A 25,948-nucleotide genomic window follows, 5' to 3' on the forward strand; every position below is an offset into this window, starting at 1 on the left:
CCCCCGGCTTCGCGTACTTCCCGGAAAACCATCGCCCGGCCTACCCGGCAGACGGCGTGAAGCGTATGAGAGGTTGAAGTAGACGGCAACGCGCATCACGCCTCCGGCGAACCACCCCGCCCCCGAACGGCACCAACGCGCCCGCGGCCGGGCTCCTGTACCATCAACTCCGGAGAATACCTATGCGCCCCCGTTCCCTTCTCATCGCGCTGCTGCTTTCCCTCGCCCTGCTGCCCGGCACGGCCCTGGCCCAGACCTTCCTCACCGGCACTTTTTCGGCGGCCCAGGAGACGCACGACGTCACGAGCGAGGCCACCGGCACCGCCGCCCTCGCCGTCACCGACGAAGGCGTGCGGTTCCTGATTACCGTCGAAGGACTCAGCGGTCCGATCTCCGCCGCCCACTTCCACAACGCCCCCGCCGGGGAAAACGGCCCCGTCGTCCGAACCATCACCGGCGACTTCTCCGGCAACACCGCCTCCGGCCTCTGGACCAGCGCCGACACCGAACCCCTCACCGGTGAACTCCTCCGCGAACTCCTCGCCGGAAACCTCTACCTCAACGTCCACACCGCCAACAACCCCGCCGGCGAAATCCGGGCCCAGCTACATCCCACCTCCGGGGCCGGGCTTTCGGCCCGGCTGACGACCGCCCAGGAGACGCACGACGTCACGAGCGAGGCTACCGGCACCGCCACGGTCCTGGCGACGAAAGCGGGAGTTCTTTTCTTCGCCACGGTGGACGGGCTGAGCGGCCCGATCTCCGCCGCCCACTTCCACAACGCCCCCGCCGGGGAAAACGGATCCGTCGTCCGAACCATCACCGGCGACTTCTCCGGCAACACCGCCTTCGGCCTCTGGACCAGCACCGACACCGAGCCCCTCACCGGTGAACTCCTCCGCGAACTCCTCGCCGGAAACCTCTACCTCAACGTCCACACCGCCAACAACCCCGCCGGCGAAATCCGCGGGCAGGTCCTCCTCAGCAGCGGCTGGGGCTTCAACGCCACGCTCGATCCGGAGCAGGAGACGCACGACGTCACGAGCGAGGCCACCGGCACCGCCACGCTGACGCTCACCAGCGAAGGCCTCGCCTTCAACCTCACCGTCGAAGGACTCAGCGGTCCGATCTCCGCCGCCCACTTCCACAACGCCCCCGCCGGGGAAAACGGCCCCGTCGTCCGAACCATCACCGGCGACTTCTCCGGCAACACCGCCTCCGGCCTCTGGACCAGCACCGACACCGAACCCCTCACCGGTGAACTCCTCCGCGAACTCCTCGCCGGAAACCTCTATCTCAACGTCCACACCGCCAACAACCCCGCCGGCGAAATCCGCGGGCAGATCCTCCCCAGCGGTGGGACGCCGCTCTCGGCCCGGCTGACGACCGCCCAGGAGACGCACGACGTCACGGGCGAGGCCACCGGCACCGCCGCCCTCGCCGTCACCGACGAAGGCGTGCGGTTCCTGATTACCGTCGAAGGACTCAGCGGCCCGATCTCCGCCGCCCACTTCCACAACGCCCCCGCCGGGGAAAACGGATCCGTCGTCCGAACCATCACCGGCGACTTCTCCGGCAACACCGCCTCCGGCCTCTGGACCAGCACCGACACCGAGCCCCTCACCGGTGAACTCCTCCGCGAACTCCTCGCCGGAAACCTCTACCTCAACGTCCACACCGCCAACAACCCCGCCGGTGAAATCCGCGGGCAGGTCCTCCTCAGCGGGGGAACGCCGCTCTCGGCCCGGCTGACGACCGCCCAGGAGACGCACGACGTCACGAGCGAGGCCACCGGCACCGCCACGATGACGCTCACCAGCGAAGGCCTCGCCTTCAACCTCACCGTCGAAGGACTCAGCGACCCGATCTCCGCCGCCCACTTCCACAACGCCCCCGCCGGGGAAAACGGCCCCGTCGTCCGAACCATCACCGGCGACTTCTCCGGCAACACCGCCTCCGGCCTCTGGACCAGCACCGACACCGAACCCCTCACCGGTGAACTCCTCCGCGAACTCCTCGCCGGAAACCTCTACCTCAACGTCCACACCGCCAACAACCCCGCCGGCGAAATCCGCGGGCAGGTCCTCCTCAGCGGCGGCATCGGAGCAGCCACCAGCCTTGACCCGGAGCAGGAGACGCACGACGTCATGAGTGAAGCGGCGGGTACGGCGGCCCTGACGCTTGCAGATGCCGGGCTCGTCTATCGCATGACCGTGGACGGGCTGAGCGGCCCGATCTCCGCCGCCCACTTCCACAACGCCCCCGCCGGGGAAAACGGCCCCGTCGTCCGAACCATCACCGGCGACTTCTCCGGCAACACCGCCTCCGGCCTCTGGACCAGCGCCGACACCGAACCCCTCACCGGTGAACTCCTCCGCGAACTCCTCGCCGGAAACCTCTACCTCAACGTCCACACCGCCGCCTACCCCGCCGGCGAAATCCGCGGGCAGGTCCTGCCGGACGGGGTGGTCGTCACGGCCGTCGAGCGGGTGGACGATGTGCCTCCGGTCACCTACCGGCTCGAACCGAACTACCCGAACCCTTTCAAGGGCACCACCACCATCACCTTCGCGCTCCCCCGTACCACCCGGGCCCGCCTCGACATCTTCAACGTCCTCGGGAAACGGGTGGCAACCCCGGTGGACGGAACCCTGACGCCGGGCACCTACGCGGTCACGTTCGACGCGTCACGGCTTCCGTCGGGCGTCTATCTCTATCGCCTGACGGCCGACGGCATCACCCGAGCACACCGGATGACCGTGATCCGGTAGGAGCCCTCACATGGTCAGCAGCGCGGCAAACAGGTCGACGCCATACCACAGGTTTGCCAGGCGCAGGTTCTCGTTCGGAGCGTGCTCGTTGTTGTCATGGTTGACGATGGGCACGATGACGGCCGGTTTTTCGAGCACATCGGTGAAGAGATACAGCGGCAACGAGCCGCCGAAGGTGGGCACCAGCAGGGGGGGCTCGCCGGTCGCCGCCTCGACCGCCTTCGCCAGGGTGCCTACGATCGGCAGGTCGACGGGCGTACGGGCGGCCGGATAACCCTTCTCACGCACCACCCGCGCAATCTTCGGATGCCGGAGGCGGGTGTCGTGGTTGGGCGTCACCCGGACGATGTGGTAGCCCTGTCGCCGGATGTGCTCCTCGACACGCTCCATGATCGTCTCGGGGTCGTTTCCGGGGGCGAGCCGGATGTCGATGGAGGCGGAGGCATGGGAGGGGACGACGTTGCGCACGGTCTCCCCCACACTGCCGCTCTCGAGGCCGCGCACCGTGAGCGAGGGTAGCATGAGGCTCTCCACGAGGGGCACCCCCTGGAGTCCCGTGCCGAGCAGCCCGAGTTCCTGGCGCAGGTCGTCGTCGTAGTCCGGCATGGCGTCGAGCAGGGCCCGCTCCGCCTCGCCGACCGGCTCGACGCCGTCGTAGAAGCCGTCGATCAGCACATGCCCCTCCTCGTCCACCATCGAGGCGAGCAGATGGGCGAGCAGGGTTCCGGGGACCGGCGCCCAGTTGCCGTAATGACCGCTGTGCAGCGGCCGCACGGCCCCGTAGACGGTCACCTCCAGGCTGGCCGTCCCCCGCGCCCCGAAGACGAGCTGCGGGCGACGGCTCGGATGCACCGGCCCGTCCAGGAAGAGCCAGGCGTCGACATCGTGATATGACTCCCCGTAATGCTTCAGGTAGCGCGGCAGGTTGGGCGAGCCGCTTTCCTCCTCGCCGTCGAAGAGGAACTTGAGGTTGGCCGTCGGCGCGATGTCGGCGGCGTAGAGCGCATCGAGTGCGGCCAGCAGGGCGGCAAACGGCGCCTTGCCGTCGCTGGCGCTGCGGGCGTAGAGCCGCCATTCCGGGTCAATGGGTTCCCCCTCCTCGGGCAACGGGCGCGGCTGCCCGCCCTCCTCGAGGGGCCGGTGATAGAGCGTGGGCTCCCACGGCGGATGCGCCCACCGATCGGCCCCCGCCGGCTGGCCGTCATAGTGCATATAGATACCCAGCGTGCGTGTGGCACCGGGCGTACGCAGCTCGCCGAACACGATCGGCGGCGCACTGGCAACCCGCAACAGCTCCATGCGGGCCCGGCGCTTCGCGAACGCCTCCTGCAGAAAATGGGCGTTGCGCACGAGCCCTTCGGCCTCCGCACTGGTGTTCGGGATCGAGAGGAACGTGCAAAACTCGCGCAGGATGGACGGCCCGTGGGCCCGGCGATAGACCCGGGCCGCTTTGACGGCCCGCTCGAGCGGCGTCCCCTCCCGGACGAATGGCGACGTGGCGATACTCACGGTTCTGGCTCTGGTCTGCAGGGGCGGCTTCTACCCCGGGTTGAAAACGTCGAAACTTTTTTAGTGTTGAAACATTAAACGTCTGGACATGATTCCTTCAACCCCTCCGGCATCGTCAGTATCGGTTCTTTCCATGCGGATTGAAGAGGCCATCAAGCAAAAACGGTTCAAGAGCGAATATCACAAGCTGGCGCTGAACCTTATGTATACCGGCAGCTGGCTGCAGACCTTAAGCCTGCGCGGGCTGAAGCCCCATGGCCTGAGCCCGCAACAGTACAACATTTTGCGGATTCTTCGGGGGCAGCACCCCGATCCGGTCACCGTGCAGGCCATCAAGGAACGCATGCTCGACCGGATGTCGAACGTCTCGCGGCTGGTCGAAAAGCTCCGGCAGAAAGGGTTGCTGGTGCGGCGGACCTGCCCGCATGACCGCCGCGCCGTCGATGTGGTGATCACGCAGGCCGGGCTGGACCTGCTCGAACGGATCGACCGCGAAGAGGCCGTCTGGCTCGAAGCCCTCCATACCCTCTCTCCGGAGGAAGCCCGCCGGCTCAACGAGCTGCTCGACAAGGTGCGCGGCTGATTTTTCTTGCCCGAATATTCGTTCAAACAAAAAAGGTGGTGACATGGAAAAACCAACCCTCCTCGTGACCGGTGCCTCGGGCCACCTTGGCCGCCGCGTCGTGGAACGGCTCCTGGAGCGCGGGGCCGGGCCCGTCATCGCGACGACCCGCCACCCCGAGAAGCTGGCGGACCTGGCCGCCCGGGGCGTGGACGTGCGCCCGGCCGACTTCGACCGGCCCGAGACGCTGCCGCCGGCCTTCGACGGCGCCGACCGCCTGCTGCTCATCAGCACCGATGCCGTGGATCGCCCGGGGCGGCGCTTCGAGCAGCACCGGAACGCCATCGACGCGGCGGTGCGGGTGGGCGTCCGGCACATCGTCTATACGTCCCTCTTCGGCGTCGCGCCCGGCTCGCCCATCACGATCGCCGACGATCACCTGCGGACGGAGCAGGCCCTCGAGGCCGGCGGCGTGGGCTTCACGGCCCTGCGCAACAACCTGTACACGGACCTGCTGCTGATGAGCCTGCCGCCGGCCGTCGCCTCGGGCAAGCTCTACGCGGCCGCCGGCGACGGAGGCGCGGCCTACGTGACCCGCGAGGATTGCGCCCGGGCGGCCGCCGCGGCCCTGGCCTCGGACTTCGAGGGGACACGCCGCCTGGAGATCAGCGGGCCGGCCGTCGTCACCTACCACGAACTGGCTGCGCTGGCCTCGGAGCTCTCCGGCCGCCCGGTCGAATACGTCCCGGTGGACGTCGAGGCCTATGTGGCCGGAGCGGTGGCCGCCGGCCTGCCCGAGCCCGTGGCCCGGATGATGGCCTCCTTCGACGTGGCCATGCAGCGCGGCCTGCTCGGCCCGGCCACCGACGCCGTCCGCGAGTTGACGGGCCACCCGCCGACGAGCGTGCGCGCCTTCCTCGAAGCCCATCGCGCGGCGCTCGTCCCGTCGCCCAGAGCCTGAAACCGTTCATCCATCCCATTCAACCCGACCCGTTCAACCAACCCGATTGCGAACCATGATGAACCGCAAGACCATCACAGCGGCCCGCTATGTGCTGGGGCTGCTGCTCGTCGTCTTCGGGCTCAACGGATTCTTTCGGTTCCTGCCCATGCCCACGCCGCCGGAAGCCGCCGGCCGCTTTCTGGGCGCGATGATGGAGACGGGCTACCTGCTGCCGCTGGTGAAGCTCGTCGAACTGACCGTGGGCGTGCTGTTGCTGGCGAACCGCTTCGTGCCGCTGGCGCTGGTACTCCTCGCCCCGGTTTCGGTCAACATCATCGCGTTCCACCTCTTCCTGGACCCGGCGGGCATCGTGCCGGGCGCCGTGATTGCCGCTCTCCAGGCGCTCCTGCTCCTCGCCTACAGGCCGGTCTACGAGCCGATGCTGCAGGCGAAGGTAGACGTGGAGGCACGCACGCGGCGTAAGCAAACGGCCTGAACCGGAATTCCAACCGTCCGAAACGGAAACGTTTCTGGAAGCGCCCGTCCCCGCGTCACGTTCTGGCGGGGACGGGCGCTTCGCGTTTGGCCCTCTGATGCCGCCCTGCCTTCCCATTCCGCCGTCCCCTTCGTATATAGGATACAGCCTTTCTTGACCGCACCGGCGGTGCCTCCGTCGTCCCCGTCAGGTCGTTGCGGCCGGGCCCTTCTGCCCCGATCCACCGCTGGAGGACACCGCCATGACCTATGGAGAACGTATCATCGCAAGGGGAGCGCAGGGCCCGGATGTGGAGGAGCTTCAACTGCGCCTGGCCGGCTTCCGCGGCACCGTGCCCGACGGCGACTTCGGCCCGATCACCGAGATGCAGGTGATGACGTTTCAACGGGACGTGATGGGTCTCGACGCCCCGACCGGCATCGCCGACGGCGACACGCTCCGCGCCATCGACGCCTTCGCCGACGCCTTCCCGCTCGACTTCGACGCGCTCCGGTGCCCGTGCGGCGTCTGCCCGGGCTTCGGGCGGGGACGCTTCCGGGGGAGCTATCGCGGCGGACGCCCGCACATCGAGGCCTTCCACCGGTACGAGTATCCCGGCCTCCACCGGATGCTCCTCTGGGCCGTGCGCGCGGTTTTTTTCTACCTCCCCCAGTACCGTTTCCTCATCACCTCGGGCTACCGGTGCGGCGTGCGCAACCGGCAAACCGGCCGCACGAGCACCAACCACCACGGCAAGGCCATCGACATCGACGTGGCCCGGCGGCCGGGCGAGGACAAGCGCGACGACATGAACCGGTGCGACGAAATCCGGGGGCTCATCGTGCAGCGCTCGAACGCTCAGCTCGGCTGGCTCGCGCCGAACATGAAGGCGCTCGAGCCGGCCCACATCGCGCCGACGTGGGTGCACTACGACGTGCGGAACTACGCCCCGCGCTACCTCGAGGACCGCTTCTTCTGCACCGACGCGGCCACGCTCGACCGGCGCCTCCCGATTCAGGTCTGAGGCCCCGATGACGGGTTGTTCCGGTCCCGCCCCCACCGTGCGGGGTTGGCGGCGATGTAGGCGCGAATGCGCCGGAGGTCGGCGGTGTCCCGGATGACGTGCTCGTAATAATTGCGTTGCCAGAGGGCCGCGCCGGGGGTCCCGCGGATGGCATTGATGCGTTTGGTGGAAACGGTTTTGAACGCCCCGATCAACCGGCCCAACGGTTTGCGTTTCACCGAACCCGTCCGCCCTGCCGCATCGCCCGTAGCGTTTCACCGAACCCGTCCGCCCTGCCGCATCGCCCGTAGGGGCGGTTCGCGAACCGCCCCTACCGCCGCCCATTCCACCATCATCCACATCCCCCATGACGATGATCCCATGCAAATGATCGGGCATGACGACCCACGCATCCAATGCGACGTACGGGTATTGCGCCGCCAACCACGTCCATGCCTCCGCGACGATGCGCCCGGCGGCGGACAACCGCACTGCTCCGTTCACCACCTCACCAAACAGGCAGGCCCGGTCCCGGACACACAGGGTGACGAAATACGCCCCGTCCCGCGTGTAATCGTACCCGCGCAGCCGGATGGACCGGCGATGGTGTCGCTCCGGGTCGTAAGGCATCGGGTGATCCTCGTTTCAGAAAACCGCCACCGCCCCGTCACTCCGCATACCCGTGCTCGCGGAGCCAGGCTTCGCCGCGCCCTTTGATGTGCTCGTCCCAGTACTGCATCCAGGCCGGTCCTTCGGTGGCGAGGCGTTCCCAGTCCACCGGCATCGGGGTGATCGTCACGCGGGTGATCCAGGCGGGCAGCCGCGCGGGGTCGAGGTCGGTGCGGACGGGGATGCGGTAGTAGGTGCGGGCCTGCTCGACGAGGGCGCTGTCCGAGGTGACGAACTCGTAGAACTGCTTCGCCCGCTCCAGGTTGGGCCCGTTCTTGACAAGCGCGATGGCGTCGTTCAGCACGGGCGTGCCCGAGGCCGGGATCACGTAGTCGAACGGGTAGCCGTTGATCTCCGCCTGGATGTACGTATCCGGCATGTTCCAGAGCGTCAGGTCGCCCTCCTCGCGGGCGATCTTGAGGTAGAGCTGGGTGGGGTCGGCGGCGTACGTCTTCGTGTTGGCGTCGAGGCGGGCCAGCCAGGCATAGCCCTCCTCCACGGTGGGCTGCCGCATGATCATCGCCCCCCAGATGGTGCGCATGGTGCTGGAGGCGAGGGGGTAGCGGACGATGATGCGGTCGTCCCATTTGGGGTCGAGCAGGTCGTCCCAGTCCTTCGGGGCCTCCTCCGGCGCAAGGGTGCGGCTGTTGAACATGATCACCTCGGGCGTGAGGTAGGTGGCGTACCAGAAATGCGCGGGGTGGTGGGCGTCGTCCGGGACGGCCTCGGCCCAGGAGGGGACGTACGGCTCGAGCAGCCCTTCACGGGCGGCGCGGTCGAACATGGGGCCGTCACCGCCCCACCACAGGCTGGCCTGCGGGTTCTGCCGCTCGGTACGGATGCGGTCGTAGGCGTCCTGCCCGCCCATGTCGATCCACTGCACGTTCACCTCCGGGTGCAGCCGCTCGAACGCCTCCTCATACTGCGAGAGCATCTCTTTGCCGTGCGGCGAATAGATGACGAGCGTCTCGCGGGCGTCGCCCCCGCAGCCCGCCAGCATGAGCCCTCCCAGCATCCACACGATGAGTGTACGCATACGGTCTGTCCCCGGTCTGTTGCTGTGCCTGATCCCGCGCCCCGCCCATCCCGGCGGCCACGCGACGGCCTGCAAACTACCCGATCCGCCGCAGGTTGGCAAATTTGAATACAAGCTTCTTCTTCTCTACCTTCAAATATTCTCACGGCCGACCCCATCATACCTGCTCAGATGAATCGTTGTGCCGCTAGAAAGACCATTCATAAGCACCGGAGTGAAGTTATATGCACACTACGCTGGATCGGCTGGCGAAGGCACTGAATGTGCCGGGTGAACCGGCCTCAGACACGAAGCGCGACTCCCTTCGCCGCACATGGATACGCCTCGGAATCATGGCAGGCATCTTCTATCTATGCTCGTTCGTTTTCCCGCTGCTGCTCGGAAAAATACTGGAGATACCCTCGCCGCCCTTCTGGGCCCTGGCCGGATTCTCGCTCCTCGCCATGGCCTGTGTGGGCGCCCCTGTGGCGGCCATACTGCAATGGGCCTCCTGGCGCGAGGACGTGCGCGCCTTTCTGGATCACCCATCGCCTCCCCAGGACCTGGCTAGCTGGATCGACCGGAAACAGCGGGCCATGCTCCTCACACCCGTATGGGCAACGATAGGCATTGTGGCGGCCGCCGCACTAGCGTATCCCCTGGGCCTGAAGTTCATTCATGACCCCACCTACGTTCGCCAGCTTCTGATCTTGTTCAGCGGGTGGGGCATCCTGGCCACGACGCTTGCCTGCCTTGCCTTCGCCTTCAAGTTGCGCCGCGCACACCAAGCCAGGATCAGTATGCCGTAAGACGCTCCGGCGGCCCGTCCCTCACCCGATCCGCCGCAGGTTGGCAAACTTGAGCACGAGCTTCTTCTGCCCCACCTCCTGTAGGTATCTGACACTACTTTACCAACAAAATCGCTCCATTGACCGTTGTGTCGGCAGCCTCCAGACCGTATAAATAGATGCCGCTGGGGCGTAGATGCAATTCTAGTTGAAACTTTCTTCGGCAAGGGGCTCCCTCTCTGAGGGATTCCGTGGTTCTATATGTTTGAGAAGCGCCGCTCGCAGAAGCGGCAAATGTTCGGCGTGGTCGATCCGACGCATTTTCTGTTCCACCTCCAACAGCCCCATCGCCACCCACCGCTGGCGCTGGTCCGAGTCCATCCACCGCTTCACACGACCGATGTACTTCGAGAGCTGGCTGTTGAGGTTCTTTCGGACGCGTTCCGCGTCCAGATGCAATTGGTCGTCTTGAGACTCTTGCCCAGCTGCTCGAACAGCCCCAGCCGGTGCAGCGTCAGCGTCTCTTCGAGGCCCTCGAGGAGGCTGCGTGCAGCCGAGCGGTTGACCTGCTCCAACTCCGCGTGAATTTCCATCAGCGCTGCTTTGGCCTCTCCGTAGTCTACCTTCTGGTAGGCCCGCTGGAGCTTGCGGCGATAGCTGGCCTGATCTTGTCTCGGCAAATAGCTGACGACGTTCTCGCGTTTATGCCACTGGCAGCGCTGCACCTCGGCGCAGGTGCCGAAGACCTCTCGTACCGCCTTGTAGAGCCCCTTCGAGCCATCGATGACGCACAAGAGGCCTTCGCCGAAGTCCAGGCCCCGCCCGATCAGATCCTGGAGCAGGCCCTTGATCGCTCCGGTGTTCTCCGTCGTCGTCTCGACAAAGCCCAGGGGCAGCTTCCGTCCATCGATCGTCAAGCCGAGACAGATCACGAGTTGCACGCCGGCCAGGTGCTTCCCGTCGATCCAGAGCGCAACGAAGTCTTCCTCGGCCAGACTACGCTGCTCGAAGGCCTCCAAGGCCCGCCGGCTGCGCTCTTGGAAGGCCCGGCTGACCGACGATTGGCTCAGCCCGAAGCCGTCAAGGAACGCCGAGGCCACGCGCCCGTAGTCGCGTTGCGAGAGCCCCAGCAGAATCGCCTCTTCCAGGCGCTGGTCCATCTCGAGGGGCTGCTTCATCTGCTGGTAGGATTCCAAAGAACGTTCCCGGTCGGCTTCAACCTCGCGCACGCGGGGCACCTCGATGGGCACGCGCTCGGAGCCGATGCGGATCGAGCCGGGATTCGAGCCCCAGCGCCGGTAGCGCCCCTCAAGGGGCTTATCCCGGCTGTAGCGCGCGCCACACAGGCCAACGACTTCCTCGTCGAGGATCTCCCGTGCCAGCAGGCGAGCCAGTTCGGCGTAGTGCTGCAAGAGATGCAGTTTCACGTCGAGCCCACTGCGGAGCAACTCACCCAGCCGCTCAGGCACCTCTGGCGGAAGTTGGCTCTGTGTCGTATCGTGGTCGTGAAGCTTTGAACCGCCCCGGATTTGCTGGAGACTCCAAACTTTGAGAACTTGGAGTCATGAACAGATCAACACGGTATGCTCCCGAGGTCCGCGAACGGGCCGTTATGGCGATCGAAGATCGCCGGTATGGTGTTCGAACACGAACGCGACTATCGCTCGCAGTGGGCAGCCATCTGCTCCATTGCTGAGAAAATCGGCTGTACTGCCGAAACGTTGCGACAATGGGTCCGTCGCACAGAGCAAAACAACGGGCGCACAGACGCTGCCTCCACCGATGGGCACGCGCGCATCAAGGAACTCGAACGCGAGAACCGAGAACTGCGCCGCGCCAACGAGATCCTGCGTTTGGCATCGGCGTATTTCGCTCAGGCGGAGCCCCTGGTCGCCCACCGAGGTAATGGTGCGCTTTATCGACGCTCATAGGGCCGAGTATGGAGTCGAGCCGATCTGCACCGTGTTGCCGATCGCTCCATCGACCTACTACGCACACAAGGCACGTCAGGCTGACGCATCGCTTCAATCGGACCGAGCCCGTCGAGATAAGGTGCTTTGCCCCCAAATTCGCCGTGTGTGGGAAGATAACTTCCGAGTCTACGGAGTCCGTAAGGTGTGGCAGCAGTTGAAACGTGAAGGTGTTTCCGTGGCACGCTGCACCGTAGCCCGGCTGATGAAACAGATGGGTCTGCAGGGCGTGGTTCGAGGCCGACGCACTCGGACGACCGTAGCGGCGGATCCGGCGGATCGCCCGCAGGACCTGGTCAAGCGCGATTTCACAGCCCAGTGTCCGAATCAACTCTGGGTGTCGGACCTGACGTATGTGGCTACTTGGCGGGGTTTCGTCTATGTGGCCTTCGTCATTGACGTGTTCTCGCGGCGCATCGTCGGGTGGCGCGTGTCGGACTCACTTCGGAGCGATCTGGCACTCGATGCACTGGAGCAGGCCCTCTACGAACGCGATACCGACCCCCGGAAAGACTTGATCCACCACAGCGACCGGGGCGTGCAGTATCTTTCGATCCGCTACACTGAACGCCTGGCCGAGGCCGGTATCGAACCCTCGGTCGGGAGCAAGGGCGACTCGTACGACAACGCACTGGCGGAGTCGGTGATCGGGCTGTTCAAAGCCGAGGTGATCCGCCCGCGCGGTCCGTGGCGCTCACTTGAGGACGTCGAGATCGCAGTGCTCGAGTGGGTGTGGTGGTTCAACCACAAGCGCTTGCTCGGACCACTGGGCTATCTTCCGCCAGTCGAGTACGAACAGGCCTACCACAACCGTAACGAGGAGCACTTCCTTGAAGCGGTACTCAACTAACCCAGTCTCCGATAAACTCGGGGCGATTCACTTCTCCAAAGAGGTCAAATCCCGGCTCACATCCAAAATACGCAAAAACATAGGTTCCTATTTCAATTTTGTACAATGTATTATCTTCCAAATCAACGGCTCCCGTAATACCTGAAGAAACACCGCCTACGTTGGCTACCCAGTCACAATTCTGATGAACGTTATCATCAGAGAAAACAACATCACTATAGACAATATTTTTATTCTCTAAATTAGTAACACTAACCCAAACCCCTTCTACTTCTTCCACTGCCAGCATGATTTCCAAGTCTACTGTATTGCATGGACTTGCAAACTGTGCAGCGACATTCGGCACATATGCAGCAAAAATTGCCAAATACGATAATAATATACATTTTTTCATGGTATTAACACCTCGTAATTCAAGTTGTAATTCTCGCAAAATATCCAACCAAAGCATTATCGTATCGATCTTCGAGGCGCCTGCTATCAACTACTGAATCAGCATAACAGCCACCGTGGCGTGAACACCTTTCCCGGACAGCAGCACGAGGTAGACGCCGTCCGAAAGACCTCGCCCATCGACCGGTACCGTGTGAAGACGATTGACTACCGGAGTGCCTTCGTAGAGAACCCGAATCCGACGCCCAACCACATCATAGAGATCGATCTGAACCGACCCGGCCTGCCGGAGCATGAAGCGAAGGGTCGTCCGGCCCTGAAACGGGTTCGGGTAGGCTTCCAGATGCACCAGCGATCCAGGTACATTTCCCGCTTCACCGAACTCAACGCCCGTTGATACCGGAGGAGCAGAAAACTCGTACGCCCCCATGTCCACAACGGCCAACCCGGTGCCTCCGTCGTAGGCCCGCACGTTTCCGTCGAGGTCGACCGGTAGGGGCTCGGTCACGTCCCCATCTCCGTCGAGGTCCAGGCTGTCAGACGGCAGCGCCGCATTGTCTCCTGCGTCGATGGCCGGAGAGCCTGCGCGCAGCCGCAGGTCGTCGTCCTCGGTGCCCATCACGCCATCGAACCCTGCAGCGTCGACGAACAGCGGATCTGCGAAGAGGTTGCCACCGCCGTCTTCGGTGTCGAGCGGCACGCCCCCCTCGATCAGACTGTGCGCGAGCACAAGCACCGTTGGCCCGACCGACGTCGTCCCATTATAGACCTCATCGGTGCCCATCACGGCGCTGTTGCCCCAGAGAATACTGTTCGTCAGGACCGGCCGCCCATACCAGTTGTAGAGTCCCCCGCCATTGCCGACAGCCGTATTACCACTGAACGTCAGATTGGTGGCTGTGAACGAGCCGGCATCGGGGAACACATTGTAGATGCCCCCACCATCGCCTGCGGCTGTGTTGCCACTGAAAAGTACGTTGGCCAGCATGGTCTCGCTTTCATCATTGAAGAGCCCCCCACCGTCGAAAGGCGCCGCGCGGTTGCCTATGAAGACCGTATTGATCAAGGTCTGGCTCCCCTGACGGTTGTACACGCCTCCTCCCCAGCCCCCCACATTCCCGATAAAACGCGTGTCGATGACAACCACCTCGCTACGGTCATTGTACAATCCTCCGCCGAAGGAGGTGCTCACATTGTCGCGAAACGTGACATACCGAAGCACTGTATGGGCGTAGCTGTTAGCCATTCCTCCCCCATCGGCGCTCGAGACATTGGCCTGAAAGGTCACATGGGTTAGCACCGGTTCACCGGAGTTGGCCATCCCGCCCCCCAGCCCGGCTACATTTCCGGTAAAAACGATATGCCGGATAGATGGGCTACCGGCGTTGTCCATCCCGCCCCCCAGATGGGTACGTGGAGGAAAACCGTCCGCCTGTCCTCCGGTAACGATGAACCCGTCGAGCACGGTGGTGCTGTCTGCGTCGCTGCCGGCCGCCACCACATGATAGCTGTTCTCGCTCCGCGACGGCTCATCGATCGCGACATGATCGTTGTCGTTGCCCAGCAAGTCCCCCGACAGGATCGTCTCGTTCACTTCCCAGTCCCGTTCTTCCCGGCTCGTCTCGGTCCCGGAGAACCCTCCGTAAAGGGCTACCCCCTCCTTGAGGACAAAGCTCGCCGAGCGGTCGCCCGGCGTCAAGCCCGCTCCCTGGTCAGGGCGGTAAGTGCCCGAAGCCACCCAGATCTCGTCGCCGGCCTGCGCCGCCGCCAGCGCATCCTGCAACGACGGGTATGCGGCAGCCCACGAGGTACCGTCCCCCGTCCCCACGGCATCAGCCTTCACGTAAAGTACCCGTTGCGCTTGTACCCCGGCCGCCATTTCCACGGCCGGCATCCCCAGCATCAGCAGCGACAGAAGCGCAAACATACCCCCACCCAGACGGATTACACCCCAAAAAGGACGAATATTCCTACATGCACAATCTGTAAACGAGAAGACCTACAACGACCATCCGCTGATTACCGAACCATACACCGCAAAATAAATCCTTAACCTAATCACCACAAGGTAAGGCATGCATTATTACCTCTTTCGCCCGCTCGTCCCGGCGGCCACGCGACGGCCTGCAAACTACCCGATCCGCCGCAGGTTGGCAAACTTGAGCACGAGCTTCTTCTGCCCCACCTCTTTGAAGAAGACGACCGCCTTGGCCTGGGCGCCCGCCCCTTCTAGCGAGAGCACCTTGCCTTCGCCGAAGAGGGGGTGTTCGACCCGCATGCCGGGGGTGAACGCCCCGCCTTCCCCTTCGTCGTAGACGATGCGCCGCTCGCCGCCGCCCCGCTGGCCGCCGCCCCCGGTACGCGGTTTCTTCTCGCCCCGCAGGTTCTTCCGGTAATAGTGGGGGTCGATGCGGTCGTAGGTGTCGGTGGCGCCGGCGCCGGCCTGGAAGCGGCCGGCGCGGGGACGGAAGGCGGTGCCGGCCTCGGTGCGGATGAGGTCGGGGTCGAGCTCGTCGAGGAAGCGGCTGCGCACGGCCGGCTGCTGTTCGCCGTAGCGGTAGCGGCTGCGCGCGTAGCTCAGGTACAGGTGCCGCTCCGCCCGGGTGACGCCCACGTAGAAGAGCCGCCGTTCCTCCTCGAGGTCCTTGCGGTCCTGCGCGGCCGCGGCCAGCGGGAAAAGGCCTTCCTCGAGGCCCGTGATGAAGACGACGGGAAACTCGAGGCCCTTCGAGGCATGGAGCGTCATGAGCGTGACGCGGTTCTCGTCGTCGTCGACGCTGTCGGCGTCGGTCAGCAGGGAGACTTCCTGGAGGAAGGCGCTGAGGGTGCCCTGCTCACCCGCGCCGGCGGTGAACTCGGCGATGGCGTTGAGGAGTTCGTTCACGTTCTCCCACCGCACGAGGTTTTCGGGCGTGTCGTCCCGGCGGAGGTCGTCCAGGATGCCGGATTCGCGGATGAGGTCGCGGGCGAGTTCGTCGGCGGGGCGGGAGGTAGCCTGCGCGGCGTGCCGGGCGATGAGGAAGCGGAAGGCCTCCACGGCGCTTACGGCGCGGGCGGGCAGCCCGGCCTCCTCGGCGCGCTCGAGGGCCTGCCAGATGCCCAGCCCCTCGCGCCGGGCGTAGTCGAAGAGGGCCTCCTGCGTCTTGCCCCCGATGCCGCGCGTGGGGTAGTTGATGACGCGGCGCAGGCTGGCCTCGTCGTTCGGGTTGACGACCAGGCGCAGGTAGGCCAGCGCGTCCTTGATCTCGCGGCGCTGGTAGAACGAGACGCCGCCGACGACGCGGTACGGGAGGCCGCCCCGGCGGAGCGCCTCCTCCAGCGAACGGCTCTGCGCGTTGGTCCGGTAGAGCACGGCGAAGTCGCGGAAGGTATAGCCCTGGCGCACGTGCAGGTCGCGGATGGTGCGCTCCACCTTCTGCGCCTCGTCCCGCTCCGAGATGGCCTCCAGCAGCGTCACCGGCTCGCCGTCGCTGTTTTCCGTCCAGAGCGACTTCTCGAGCTGGTCCTGGTTGTGGCGGATGATGGCGTCGGCCAGGCGGAGGATGGTCTTCGTGGAGCGGTAGTTCTGTTCGAGGCGGACGGTTTTCGCTTCGGGGTAGTCCCGCTGGAACGAGAGGATATTGGTGATGTCGGCCCCGCGGAAGGCGTAGATGCTCTGCGCGTCGTCGCCCACCACGCACAGGTTCTTGTGGCGGGCGGCCAGCAGCTTCGCCAGCACGTACTGCGCGTGGTTGGTGTCCTGGTACTCGTCGATGTGGAGATAGCGCCAGCGGTGCTGGTACTTCTCCAGCACGTCGGCGTGCTGCCGGAACAGCTCGATGGGCTTGAGCAGGAGGTCGTCGAAGTCCATTGCGTTGGCCTTGCGGAGTGCCTCCTGGTACGGCCCGTAGAGCAGGGCGGCCTTCTCCTGCGCCGGGGTGGCGGCGAGCCGGGCGTACTCGCCGGGTGCAACCAGCCGGTTCTTGGCCGAGGAGATGAGCGCGTGCATCATCCGCACGTTGAACTGCTTGCCGTCGACGTGGTAGCGGTCCATCAGCTCGCGGAGGATGCGCTGGCTGTCGTCGGGGTCGTAGATGGAGAAGTCGGGTGTGTAGCCGATGCGTTCGCCCTCGATGCGCAGCAGGCGGGCGAACGTGGCGTGGAAGGTGCCCATCCACATGCCGCGGGCCTGCTCCGGCCCGACGAGCCGTTCGATGCGCTCCTTCATCTCGCGGGCCGCCTTGTTCGTGAACGTGAGTGCGAGGATCTCGAACGGCCGTGCCTTTCCGGCGGCGATCAGGTAGGCGATGCGGTGCGTGAGCGTGCGCGTCTTGCCCGAGCCCGGCCCCGCGATGATGAGCACCGGCCCGTCGGTCACCCGGACGGCCTCCTGCTGGGCCGGGTTGAGCCCCTGCAGGATCTGTTCGGCCTCGTCGGGCCGCGCGGCATCGGCCGGCTCGTCAAACGAAAGCTTGTACTGGCGCATCGAATCGTGGGACGGGATTGAAAATTGAAAAATGGAAGATGGAAGATTCAGGATGCCTCCGGCGGGAGGGAAGCGGCCGGGTGGTGGCACAAGATAGCCCATCGCCGGCAGGGATGGGGCGGGGCGGGTATGAAAAATGACCGGGGTCAGCCGGCCACGGCGGGTGGCGGGGCTTCGCGGAACAGGTCGGCGCAGCGGGCAAACTGGGTGGCCTCGCCGATGAGCACCAGCCGGTCGCCGGGCTGGATGCGGAAGTCGCCCGAGGGGCTGGCGATGGTACGACCGTCGCGGCGGACGGCGAGGACGGTGAGGTTGTAGCGCTGGCGCAGGCCCAGCTCGGCGAGCGTCTTGCCGGCCACGGGTGCGCCCGGTCGCACGGCCACGGCGCGGGTGTGCAGCCCTTCCTCGTCGAGCCCCTGCAGCACCATCATGTGGGCCTCGTGGAGCTGGCTGCGGAAGACCTGGTAGTCGCCCGAGCGGAGGGCCGCCACCTTCCGGTTGATCTCGTCGGGCGGTATCATGTAGGCCGCCAGCACGTTGGTGAAGATGCGTACGGACGTCTCCAGTTCCTCGGGCACGACGATGTCTGCACCGGCCTGCTGGAGCCGCTCGATGTTGGCCAGGAAGCGGGTGCGGGCGATGATCTGGACGGTGGGGTTGAGGTAATGGGCCACCTCGACGATGCGCAACGTGGCCGCCTCGTCGTTGATGACGACCACGAGCAACTTGGCCCGGTCGATGCCGGCGTGTTCGAGGATATGGGGACGCCCGGCATCGCCCCGGACGGCATGGAACCCGTCTTCCTCGGCCTTGTCGGCCAGGCGCGGGTCGAGTTCGACGACCTCGAAGGGCAGGCCGGTGTCCTTGAGCACCTGGGCCAGGCGCTGGCCGGCCGGGCCGTACCCGACAATGATGACGTGGTCCTCCAGCGGCGGTGCGCTGCCGGTATCCGGCGCCGTGCCGGCCGGACCGAAACGCTCGGTGCGCACCAGCCACGCGCCGATGCGCGTGCCCAGCTGCAAGAGGAGCGGCGTGAACGCCATCAGCAGCACCGTCACGGCGATGAAGGCCTGCACCCCGGCATCGCCGAGGGCAGCCGGGGTGAGCCCCACCTCCTCCCCGGCCCGCGCCAGCACGAACGAGAACTCGCCGATCTGGGCCAGCCCGAGCCCGACGAACACGGCGATGTGGGGCGGGTAGCCCACGGCCCGCACCGTGGCCGTCGTCAGGCCAATCTTGACCAGCAGCACCGCCCCGGCCACACCGAGCACCAGCGGCAGGTTGTCCAGCAGAAAACCGAGGTCGAGCAGCATCCCGACCGACACGAAGAAGACGGCGTTGAAGAGGGTGCGCAGCGGGAGGATCTCGCTCAGGGCGTAGGCGCTGTACCGGCTCTCGCTGACGATGAGCCCCCCCAGGAAGGCGCCGAGCGCCAGGCTCACGCCGGCCAGGCTCGTCAGCCATGCCGTGCCGAAGCAGATCGTCACCACCGTCGGCAGAAAGAGTTCGGACCGCTGCGTCCGGGCGATCCGCTCGAGCACGGGCGGCAGGACTTTCCGGGCCACCGCCAGCACCAGCGCAATGATGAGCACCGCCCGGCCGAACGCCAGCAGCAGTTCCAGCGGCGTGCCGCCCTGCCCGCCGAGCATCGGCACGAGGAGCACCATCAGGATGATGGCCAGGTCCTGGAAGATGAGGACGGCCAGGGCCACCCGCCCGGCCGGTGTGTCGGTCTCGTTGCGGTCGTCGAGCAGCTTCAGCACGATGGCGGTGCTGCTGAGCGCCACCAGGCACCCCGTGAAGACGCCCACCGGCCAGGCCGCCCCCGCCACCAGCAGGGCCAGCATCACCATCAGCACCGTCAGGCCCACCTGCAGGCCGCCACCGAAGAAGATGAGGCGGCGGATGCGGTCGAGCCGCTCCAGGCTGAACTCGACGCCGATGGTGAACAGCAGCAGGATCACGCCCACCTCGGCCATGCCGTCGATGAGCGCCTGGTCCGTCACCAGCCCCAGCGCCGTCGGGCCGATGACCACGCCCGCCAGCAGGAACCCCACGATGGGCACCAGCCGGATACGGTGGCACAGGTAGGCGATGAGCACGCTCCCGGCGAGCAGCGCCACGATCTCGCCGAGGAACGGCAGGGTTACCGCAAGAACGGAGTAGGGCATGGCGATCCGTGTCAGACAGACTCCGTTTGTGGATGCAGGGGAAGCTTCAGGATGGTGTGTGGTCCGTAGTGCGTAGTGCGTAGTGCGTATTTCGTAAGATTGTTTTCTACGCACTACGAAATACGCACTACGCACTACGAAGCCGGGGGCTGTGCTTTCCCGTTCGCGCCGCGCGAGAGCATGAACCACCCGCCGAGGCCGGCCACCAGCGAGGCCGTCAGAATCCCCACCTTGGCCCGGTCGAGCAAGGCGGGATCGTCAAAGGCCAGGTTGGCGATGAACAGCGACATCGTGAACCCGATGCCGCACAGCAGGCTGACGCCGTGGATCTGGCGCCAGGAGACCCCGAGTGGGCGCTCGGCCCAGCCCAGGCGCACGGCCAGCCACGCAAAGCCCGTCACCCCGACCTGCTTCCCGATGAACAGCCCCGCCAGGATTCCCAGCGTGATCGGATCTCCGGGGGCCAGGCCGCTGCCGAGGGAGACCCCCGCATTGGCCAGGGCAAACAGCGGCACGATCCCGAAAGCCACCCAGCCGTGCAGCGCGTGCTCCATCCGGACCAGCGGGGTCTCGACGTGACGACAGGCTATCTCCAGGGCATAGACGGCGTCCCGCTGGTCCGTGCTCGGCTCGGTCTTGCCCGGCCGCACGTCCCGGGCAAAGGTACGCAGCAGTTCATTCCCCCGGGCCAGAAACTCGTGCGTGTCGATGCGCCGGCGGGCCGGGATGGTGAGCGCCAGCAGCACCCCGGCCAGGGTAGCGTGCACACCCGACTTCAACAACGCCACCCACAGCGCCACACCGAGCACGACGTAGACCGCCGGGCGCTGGATCCGCAACCGGTTGGCCACCAGCAGCGCCGCCAAAACCCCCGCGCCGACGCCGAGCGCGCCCCACGAAATCTCGGCCGTGTAGAAGAACGCGATCACGAGCACCGCCCCCAGGTCGTCCACGATGGCCAGCGCCGTGAGGAACACCTTCAGTCCCAGCGGGACGCGCGGCCCGAGCAACGCCAGCACCCCGAGCGCAAAGGCAATGTCCGTGGCCATCGGGATGCCCCAGCCGCTGAGGCCGTCCGTGCCGGCATTGAGCACGGCGTAGATCACCGCCGGCACCACCATGCCGCCGAGCGCACCCGCCAGTGCCAGCCCCGCCTTCTTCGGCGACGCCAGCTCCCCCACCAGCACCTCCCGCTTGATCTCCAGGCCGACGACGAAGAAGAAAATCGCCATCAGCCCGTCGTTGATCCACAGCAGCAGCGGCTTGCTGATCATGAAGCCGCCCACGCCCACCGTGACCGTCGTCTGCCAGAGACCGAAATAGGCACCGGCCCAGGGCGTGTTGGCCCACAGGAGCGCGATCACGGCACACACCAGCAAAAGCACCCCGCCGGCCGCCTCCATCTTGAAAAAGATCTGAAACGGCCGCACCAGCACCTGCGGCATCTGAAAGCTCTTCTGTCTGTCCGGCATCGTACGGGCTCCGATCGACCTTACACCTCCATCAAGATACGGACGATCCGGGATGGTATGTGAAACGAATGAGCCGGCCGGGTGAAGTCGCGGCAAAACCGAAACGTAAAGCGGCAATCTTCCGATGGCAATTTCGTCTTTGGTCAGGATTCCTTTTCTTGGAGCACCCGTTTCCCTGCTCCATCGACCAGACTGCCCGTATGTCCTTCATCCTTGCCCTCGACCAGGGGACAACCAGCTCCCGGGCCATCGTCTTCGACCACCGGGGCCGGATCCGGGCCGTGGCCCAGCAGGAGTTCGAGCAGCTCTTCCCCCGGCCCGGCTGGGTGGAGCACGACGCCGAGGAGATCTGGAGCAGCCAGATGCTCGTGGCCACCCAGGCCATCCGAAAGGCCGGCCTGACGGCACGGGACATCGCCGCCGTCGGGATCACCAACCAGCGTGAGACCACCGTCGTGTGGGATCGCGAGACGGGACGGCCCATCCATCACGCCATCGTCTGGCAGGACCGCCGCACGTCCGACTTCTGCGGCAGGCTGAAAGCCGACGGCCACGAGCCGGTCTTCCGGGAAAAGACGGGGCTCCTGCTCGACCCCTACTTTTCCGGCACCAAGGTCCGCTGGCTGCTCGACCACGTCGAGGGCGCCCGGGCCCGCGCCGAGGCCGGCCGGCTCGCCTTCGGCACCATCGACACGTGGCTCGTGTGGAACCTCACCGGGGGGCGCGTGCACGTCACCGACCCGTCGAACGCCTCCCGTACCCTCCTCTTCAACATTCACACGGGGGACTGGGACGACGACCTCCTCGACCGCCTCGGCGTGCCCCGGAGCCTGTTGCCCGAGGTGCGCCCTTCCAGCCAGGTCTACGGCGAGACGGCGCCCGGCCTCTTCGAAACCGCCCTGCCCATCGCCGGCATCGCCGGCGACCAGCAGGCCGCCCTCTTCGGGCAGCTCTGCACCCGGCCCGGCATGGTCAAGAACACCTACGGCACGGGCTGCTTCATGCTGATGAACACGGGCACGGAAGCCGTTCCCTCCACGAACAACCTGCTGACGACCGTCGCCTGGCGGCTCGACGACCGGATGACCTATGCCCTCGAAGGGAGCGTCTTCATCGCCGGGGCCGTGGTACAGTGGCTGCGCGACGGGCTGGAACTGATCCGCTCGGCCGCCGAGATCGAGACCCTGGCGGCCCAGGTGCCGGACAACGGCGGCGTCTACCTGGTGCCCGCCTTCGCCGGGCTGGGCGCTCCCCACTGGGATCCCTATGCCCGCGGCGCCATCCTCGGCCTGACCCGCGGCGCCACGAAGGCCCACCTGGCCCGCGCCGCCCTCGAAGGCATCGCCTACCAGGTGGCCGACATCCTCGAAGCCATGGAAGCCGATGCCGGCCTCCGCCTGGCCGAGCTCCGCGTCGACGGGGGCGCCACGGCCAACAACCTCCTGCTCCAGTTCCAGGCAGACCTGCTCGGCGTGCCCGTCGTCCGGCCCGAAGTGCTGGAGACGACCGCCCTCGGCGCCGCCTACCTGGCCGGCCTGGCCACCGGCTACTGGAACGACCTCGACGACCTGGCCGAGCAATGGGTCGAAGACCGGCGCTTCCGCCCCGCCATGCCCGGCGACGACGTCCGGCGCCTCCGGAAGGGCTGGCAAAAAGCCCTCGAACGGGCCAAGCAGTGGGCCGCGGATTGAACCCCACGCCACCGTACACGAGAAAACGTCACCCTGGCCCAACGTTCCAACACGCAACGCGAAACCTCAAACGACCCAGCCTGTGACACCCTTCATCGCAGAAACCATCGGGACGGCCCTGCTGCTCTTGCTCGGCGACGGCGTGGTGGCCAATGTCGTGCTCCAGCGCACCAAGGGCCAGGGAGCCGGGTGGATCGTCATCACGCTCGGGTGGGGCATGGCGGTCTTCGTGGGGGTCTTCACGGTGGCCGCCTACAGCGGGGCCCACATCAACCCGGCCGTGACGCTGGGCCTGGCCGTCGCCGGCAAGTTCGACTGGGCGAGCGTGCCGGTGTACCTGCTGGGACAGTTCGCCGGCGCCGCGCTCGGGGCGTTCCTGGTCTGGCTCCACTATCGCCCCCACTTTGCCGTTACGGACGACGCCGACGCCAAGCTGGCGGTCTTCTGTACCGGCCCGGCCCTCCGCAGCCTGCCGGCCAACCTGATCTCCGAGGTCTCCGGCACCTTCGTGCTCGTCTTCGCCGTGCTCTACCTGGCGGCGCCGGAGGTGGGCCTCGGCGCCCTCGACGCGCTGCCGGTGGCGCTGGTGGTGCTCGGCATCGGCCTCTCGCTCGGCGGCACGACGGGCTACGCCATCAACCCGGCCCGGGATCTCAGCCCCCGCCTCATGCATTCTCTCCTGCCCATTCCCGGCAAGCGGGACAGCGACTGGGGCTACGCATGGATTCCGGTCGTCGGCCCCGTTGCCGGCGGCATCCTGGCCGCCCTGGCCTACCTGGCGCTTACGGCCAACCCGCTCCCGTAACGGAGACGAACCCGGCCCCCCCAGAGAACCAACCGGACACCGGCGTGGAACTGAACCTGCTCAACCTGCTCCTGGTACTGCTGGCCGCGTGGCTGGCCGGCAACCTCGCCTCGCGGTTCGGGTATCCGGCCGTGCTGGGCGAGCTGCTCGTCGGCATCGTGCTGGGACCGCCGCTGCTGGGACTGCTCCACGGCGGCGAAGCCATCGCGGTGCTCGCCGAGGTCGGGGTGCTGCTGATGATGCTCTACATCGGCATGGAAGTCGACCCCGGCGACCTGAAGAAGGTATCGTGGGCCGGCACGCTCGCGGCCCTGGGGGGGTTCATCACCCCGTTCGTGCTGGCCTTTCTCACGGTGCGCTGGTTCGGAGGCAGCGTGCTGGCCGGCCTCTTCGTCGGCATCGCCGCCGGGGTAACCTCGCTCGCCACCAAGTCGCGCATCCTGGTAGACCTGAAGCTGCTCGACACGCGCGTCGCGCACGTGATGATGGCGGGAGCCCTCATCGCCGACACGCTGTCCCTCATCGTCTTCTCGATCATCATCGGCATCGCCGAAGGCGGGGTCAACCTGCTGGAGATCGGGCTCGTCACGGCCCGCATCGTCGCCTTCTTCACCGTGACGATCCTCGTAGGCCTCCGCTTTTTCCCCTGGCTCGGGCGCCGGCTCTCGGAGGCCGGGCTGACGGGGCGCACCTTCAACTTCACGCTGGTGCTGCTGATCGCCGTCCTCTTCGGCGAGCTGGCCGAACTGGCCGGGCTGCACGCGATCCTGGGCGCCTTCCTGGCCGGGCTTTTCCTGCGCGAAAACGTGCTGGGCCGCACGCTTTCCCAGCGCCTGATGCACGCCGTGGAGGACGCCTCGATCGGTTTCCTCGCGCCGATCTTTTTCGTCACGGCCGGCTTCGAGGTCTCCTTCAGCGTCTTCCAGGCAGACCTGTGGCTGTTCCTGTCCATCATGGCCGTGGCCACCGTGGGGAAGATCGTCGGAACGGCGCTCTTCTACCTGCCCACGGGCTACGGCTGGCGCGAGGGCATCGCCATCGGCGCCGGCATGAACGGCCGCGGGGCCGTCGAGATCATCGTAGCCCAGATCGGCCTGAGCATGGGGCTCATCTCCCAGGAGATCTTCTCGGTCCTGGTTTTCATGGCCATCTTCACGACGGCCGCCGTACCGCTTTTCCTCAAGTGGGGTACGGACTGGCTGCGCCGTCGTGGGGAGCTGGTGCGCCGTGCAGAGGAACGCCGGGGGGTGCTCATCATCGGCGCGGGGCCGCTGGCCCGCCGGCTGGCCCGGCACCTGCAGGCCTCGCGACCGGTCTGGCTGCTGGACACCAACCCCGAACATTGCCGGGCGGCACAGGCCGAGGGGCTGGCGGTCGTCCAGGGCAACGCCCTTCAGGAAAACGTTCTCAGCGAAGCGCACGCCGCCGAGGCCGACACCCTGATCGCCATGACCCCCAACCCCGAGGTGAACACGCTCGTGGCGCAGCTCGCCCGGGACGTCTTCTTCATCCCGGACATCCACCTCCTCCAGCTCGGGCGAGAGGGCTCGGGGCAGGAGGCCGCGCTCAAACGGCTGAAGGCGACCGCGCTCTTCGGGGGTTCCGTCCCGCTGAACACCTGGAACCACTGGATCAGCCAGCACACGGTGCGGGAAGTACGGCGCCGGATCGACCAGGCCATGCCGCTCCATGAACTGACCGACCCGATGGACCGCCAGGCCCTGCCCCTGGTCATCTACCGGGAAAACGAGGTGCTGCCCGCCCACGAGACGCTCCGCCTGGAGCGCGGCGACGAGGTCGTGCTGCTCCTGCACGAACCGGCCACCGAGAGCGTCGAGGTGACCCGCGACCGGTTCGACCACCTCGTCGAGACGGCCCCGGTGCTGGACCTGGACGAATCCCTTCCGGTGGACGCTTTCTTCGAACGCGTGGCCCACCTGCTTGCCGGCGAGTTGAACATGGAGCCGGCCACCCTGCACGCCCTGCTGATGGAACGGGAAAAAGAGTTCAGCTCGCTCATCGCGCCCGGGCTCGCCGTCCCGCACGTCGTCATCGACCAGCCCGGCCGGTTCCACATGGTCATCGCACGGGCACGCCACGGTGTCGTCTTCTCCCGAGAAGGCGAAACCGCAACCGTCCTCTTCGTGCTGGTGCGTTCGCCGGAGGAGCGCACCTTTCACCTGCGCACGCTCTCGGCCATTGCCCAGATCGTGCAGGACCCGGACTTCGAAGTCCGCTGGGAAGAGGCCCGGGACCCGGAGGAACTCCGCCGCGTCCTGCGTACCGCCGAACGCCGCCGGTACGCCGAAGCCGAGCAGGCTCGAACGGGGGAATGAGACCGGGGCTGAAGCACGCCCGGCTCCCGTCTCTGTAGCACCGTGTTGCCCCCGGTCCCT

Annotated in this window: 18 protein-coding genes, 1 pseudogene and 1 other annotated feature; of the genes and pseudogenes, 10 read left to right on the forward strand and 9 right to left on the reverse strand. The window is 66.2% G+C overall.

Annotation, left to right across the window (positions count from 1 at the left end; all coding sequences use genetic code 11):
* Positions 1–182: 182 nt before the first annotated feature.
* A complete protein-coding gene (locus GQ464_RS06900; protein WP_166976861.1) occupies positions 183–2,771 on the forward strand; it encodes a CHRD domain-containing protein in 2,589 nt (862 codons plus the stop codon).
* 6 nt (positions 2,772–2,777) lie between these two features.
* On the opposite strand, the gene GQ464_RS06905 is transcribed toward GQ464_RS06900, so the two are convergent.
* Positions 2,778–4,280, reverse strand: coding sequence for a M20/M25/M40 family metallo-hydrolase (locus GQ464_RS06905; RefSeq protein WP_166976862.1), 1,503 nt, complete (start codon positions 4,278–4,280; stop codon positions 2,778–2,780).
* 133 nt (positions 4,281–4,413) lie between these two features.
* Here GQ464_RS06905 and GQ464_RS06910 point away from each other — a divergent pair, with 133 nt between their 5' ends.
* The 4 genes from GQ464_RS06910 (at position 4,414) to GQ464_RS06925 (ending at position 7,284) form a co-directional block, all read left to right on the forward strand.
* A complete protein-coding gene (locus GQ464_RS06910) occupies positions 4,414–4,863 on the forward strand; it encodes a MarR family winged helix-turn-helix transcriptional regulator (protein WP_166976863.1) in 450 nt (149 codons plus the stop codon).
* Positions 4,864–4,906: 43 nt separating this feature from the next.
* A complete protein-coding gene (locus GQ464_RS06915) occupies positions 4,907–5,803 on the forward strand; it encodes an SDR family oxidoreductase (protein WP_166976864.1) in 897 nt (298 codons plus the stop codon).
* Between the two features lie 55 nt (positions 5,804–5,858).
* Positions 5,859–6,281 (forward strand): DoxX family membrane protein, encoded by a 423-nt coding sequence (locus tag GQ464_RS06920; protein ID WP_166976865.1) that lies wholly within the window; start codon positions 5,859–5,861, stop codon positions 6,279–6,281.
* 241 nt (positions 6,282–6,522) lie between these two features.
* Positions 6,523–7,284, forward strand: a complete 762-nt coding sequence (locus GQ464_RS06925) for a peptidoglycan-binding domain-containing protein (RefSeq protein ID WP_166976866.1) — start codon at positions 6,523–6,525, stop codon at positions 7,282–7,284.
* Here GQ464_RS06925 and GQ464_RS06930 read toward each other — a convergent pair.
* Complete coding sequence (locus tag GQ464_RS06930) at positions 7,275–7,487, reverse strand: transposase (RefSeq protein ID WP_228350695.1); 213 nt, start codon at positions 7,485–7,487, stop codon at positions 7,275–7,277. The genes GQ464_RS06925 and GQ464_RS06930 overlap by 10 nt on opposite strands.
* Positions 7,488–7,930: 443 nt before the next feature.
* A complete protein-coding gene (locus tag GQ464_RS06935) occupies positions 7,931–8,968 on the reverse strand; it encodes an extracellular solute-binding protein (RefSeq protein WP_166976867.1) in 1,038 nt (345 codons plus the stop codon).
* A gap of 224 nt (positions 8,969–9,192) precedes the next feature.
* Between GQ464_RS06935 and GQ464_RS06940 the strand changes: the two genes are divergently transcribed.
* Entirely contained in the window at positions 9,193–9,756 is a 564-nt protein-coding gene (locus tag GQ464_RS06940; protein WP_228350696.1) for a hypothetical protein, read from the forward strand.
* Positions 9,757–10,124: 368 nt separating this feature from the next.
* Here the strand turns inward: GQ464_RS06940 and GQ464_RS06945 are convergent, their stop codons facing one another.
* Positions 10,125–11,204: an IS256 family transposase gene (locus tag GQ464_RS06945; RefSeq protein ID WP_166976869.1), complete on the reverse strand. Its 1,080-nt coding sequence runs from the start codon at positions 11,202–11,204 to the stop codon at positions 10,125–10,127.
* 95 nt (positions 11,205–11,299) lie between these two features.
* On the opposite strand from GQ464_RS06945, the pseudogene GQ464_RS06950 reads away from it, so the two are divergent.
* Positions 11,300–12,555 (forward strand): annotated as a pseudogene (locus GQ464_RS06950) (IS3 family transposase).
* Positions 11,597–11,715: a sequence feature (AL1L pseudoknot), on the forward strand. Its footprint overlaps the pseudogene before it by 119 nt.
* Here the strand turns inward: GQ464_RS06950 and GQ464_RS06955 are convergent.
* The 5 genes from GQ464_RS06955 to nhaA form a co-directional block, all read right to left on the reverse strand.
* Positions 12,548–13,006, reverse strand: a complete 459-nt coding sequence (locus GQ464_RS06955) for a hypothetical protein (protein ID WP_166976870.1) — start codon at positions 13,004–13,006, stop codon at positions 12,548–12,550. The pseudogene GQ464_RS06950 and the gene GQ464_RS06955 overlap by 8 nt on opposite strands.
* 33 nt (positions 13,007–13,039) lie before the next feature.
* Positions 13,040–14,875, reverse strand: a complete 1,836-nt coding sequence (locus GQ464_RS06960) for a choice-of-anchor Q domain-containing protein (RefSeq protein WP_166976871.1) — start codon at positions 14,873–14,875, stop codon at positions 13,040–13,042.
* 204 nt (positions 14,876–15,079) lie between these two features.
* Positions 15,080–17,413, reverse strand: coding sequence for an ATP-dependent helicase (locus GQ464_RS06965; RefSeq protein WP_166976872.1), 2,334 nt, complete (start codon positions 17,411–17,413; stop codon positions 15,080–15,082).
* A gap of 146 nt (positions 17,414–17,559) precedes the next feature.
* A complete protein-coding gene (locus GQ464_RS06970) occupies positions 17,560–19,584 on the reverse strand; it encodes a monovalent cation:proton antiporter family protein (protein ID WP_166976873.1) in 2,025 nt (674 codons plus the stop codon).
* Between the two features lie 134 nt (positions 19,585–19,718).
* Positions 19,719–21,056: a Na+/H+ antiporter NhaA gene (gene nhaA / locus GQ464_RS06975; RefSeq protein ID WP_166976874.1), complete on the reverse strand. Its 1,338-nt coding sequence runs from the start codon at positions 21,054–21,056 to the stop codon at positions 19,719–19,721.
* A 200-nt stretch (positions 21,057–21,256) separates the two neighbouring features.
* Here nhaA and glpK point away from each other — a divergent pair, with 200 nt between their 5' ends.
* The 3 genes from glpK to GQ464_RS06990 all read left to right on the forward strand — a co-directional run bounded on the left by glpK (position 21,257) and on the right by GQ464_RS06990 (position 25,888).
* The gene (glpK, locus tag GQ464_RS06980) at positions 21,257–22,747 is read left to right on the forward strand and encodes a glycerol kinase GlpK (protein ID WP_166976875.1); all 1,491 of its coding nucleotides are present in this window, start codon (positions 21,257–21,259) and stop codon (positions 22,745–22,747) included.
* An 82-nt stretch (positions 22,748–22,829) separates the two neighbouring features.
* A complete protein-coding gene (locus GQ464_RS06985) occupies positions 22,830–23,552 on the forward strand; it encodes an MIP/aquaporin family protein (RefSeq protein ID WP_166976876.1) in 723 nt (240 codons plus the stop codon).
* Positions 23,553–23,596: 44 nt separating this feature from the next.
* A complete protein-coding gene (locus tag GQ464_RS06990) occupies positions 23,597–25,888 on the forward strand; it encodes a cation:proton antiporter domain-containing protein (protein WP_166976877.1) in 2,292 nt (763 codons plus the stop codon).
* Positions 25,889–25,948 lie beyond the last annotated feature (60 nt).

The sequence above is a fragment of the Rhodocaloribacter litoris genome, assembly GCF_011682235.2.
In the GTDB taxonomy this organism is placed as follows: Bacteria; Bacteroidota; Rhodothermia; order Rhodothermales; family ISCAR-4553; genus Rhodocaloribacter; species Rhodocaloribacter litoris.

Excerpts from the sequence above, each read along its gene's own strand:
- GQ464_RS06900 (WP_166976861.1), top strand. The coding sequence starts at position 183 with ATGCGCCCCCGTTCCCTTCTCATCGCGCTGCTGCTTTCCCTCGCCCTG.
- GQ464_RS06910 (WP_166976863.1), top strand. The coding sequence starts at position 4,414 with ATGCGGATTGAAGAGGCCATCAAGCAAAAACGGTTCAAGAGCGAATAT.
- GQ464_RS06940 (WP_228350696.1), top strand. The coding sequence starts at position 9,193 with ATGCACACTACGCTGGATCGGCTGGCGAAGGCACTGAATGTGCCGGGT.
- glpK (WP_166976875.1), top strand. The coding sequence starts at position 21,257 with ATGTCCTTCATCCTTGCCCTCGACCAGGGGACAACCAGCTCCCGGGCC.
- GQ464_RS06935 (WP_166976867.1), bottom strand. The coding sequence starts at position 8,968 with ATGCGTACACTCATCGTGTGGATGCTGGGAGGGCTCATGCTGGCGGGC.
- GQ464_RS06915 (WP_166976864.1), top strand. The coding sequence starts at position 4,907 with ATGGAAAAACCAACCCTCCTCGTGACCGGTGCCTCGGGCCACCTTGGC.
- nhaA (WP_166976874.1), bottom strand. The coding sequence starts at position 21,056 with ATGCCGGACAGACAGAAGAGCTTTCAGATGCCGCAGGTGCTGGTGCGG.
- GQ464_RS06925 (WP_166976866.1), top strand. The coding sequence starts at position 6,523 with ATGACCTATGGAGAACGTATCATCGCAAGGGGAGCGCAGGGCCCGGAT.
- GQ464_RS06965 (WP_166976872.1), bottom strand. The coding sequence starts at position 17,413 with ATGCGCCAGTACAAGCTTTCGTTTGACGAGCCGGCCGATGCCGCGCGG.
- GQ464_RS06970 (WP_166976873.1), bottom strand. The coding sequence starts at position 19,584 with ATGCCCTACTCCGTTCTTGCGGTAACCCTGCCGTTCCTCGGCGAGATC.
- GQ464_RS06960 (WP_166976871.1), bottom strand. The coding sequence starts at position 14,875 with ATGTTTGCGCTTCTGTCGCTGCTGATGCTGGGGATGCCGGCCGTGGAA.
- GQ464_RS06955 (WP_166976870.1), bottom strand. The coding sequence starts at position 13,006 with ATGCTTTGGTTGGATATTTTGCGAGAATTACAACTTGAATTACGAGGT.
- GQ464_RS06920 (WP_166976865.1), top strand. The coding sequence starts at position 5,859 with ATGATGAACCGCAAGACCATCACAGCGGCCCGCTATGTGCTGGGGCTG.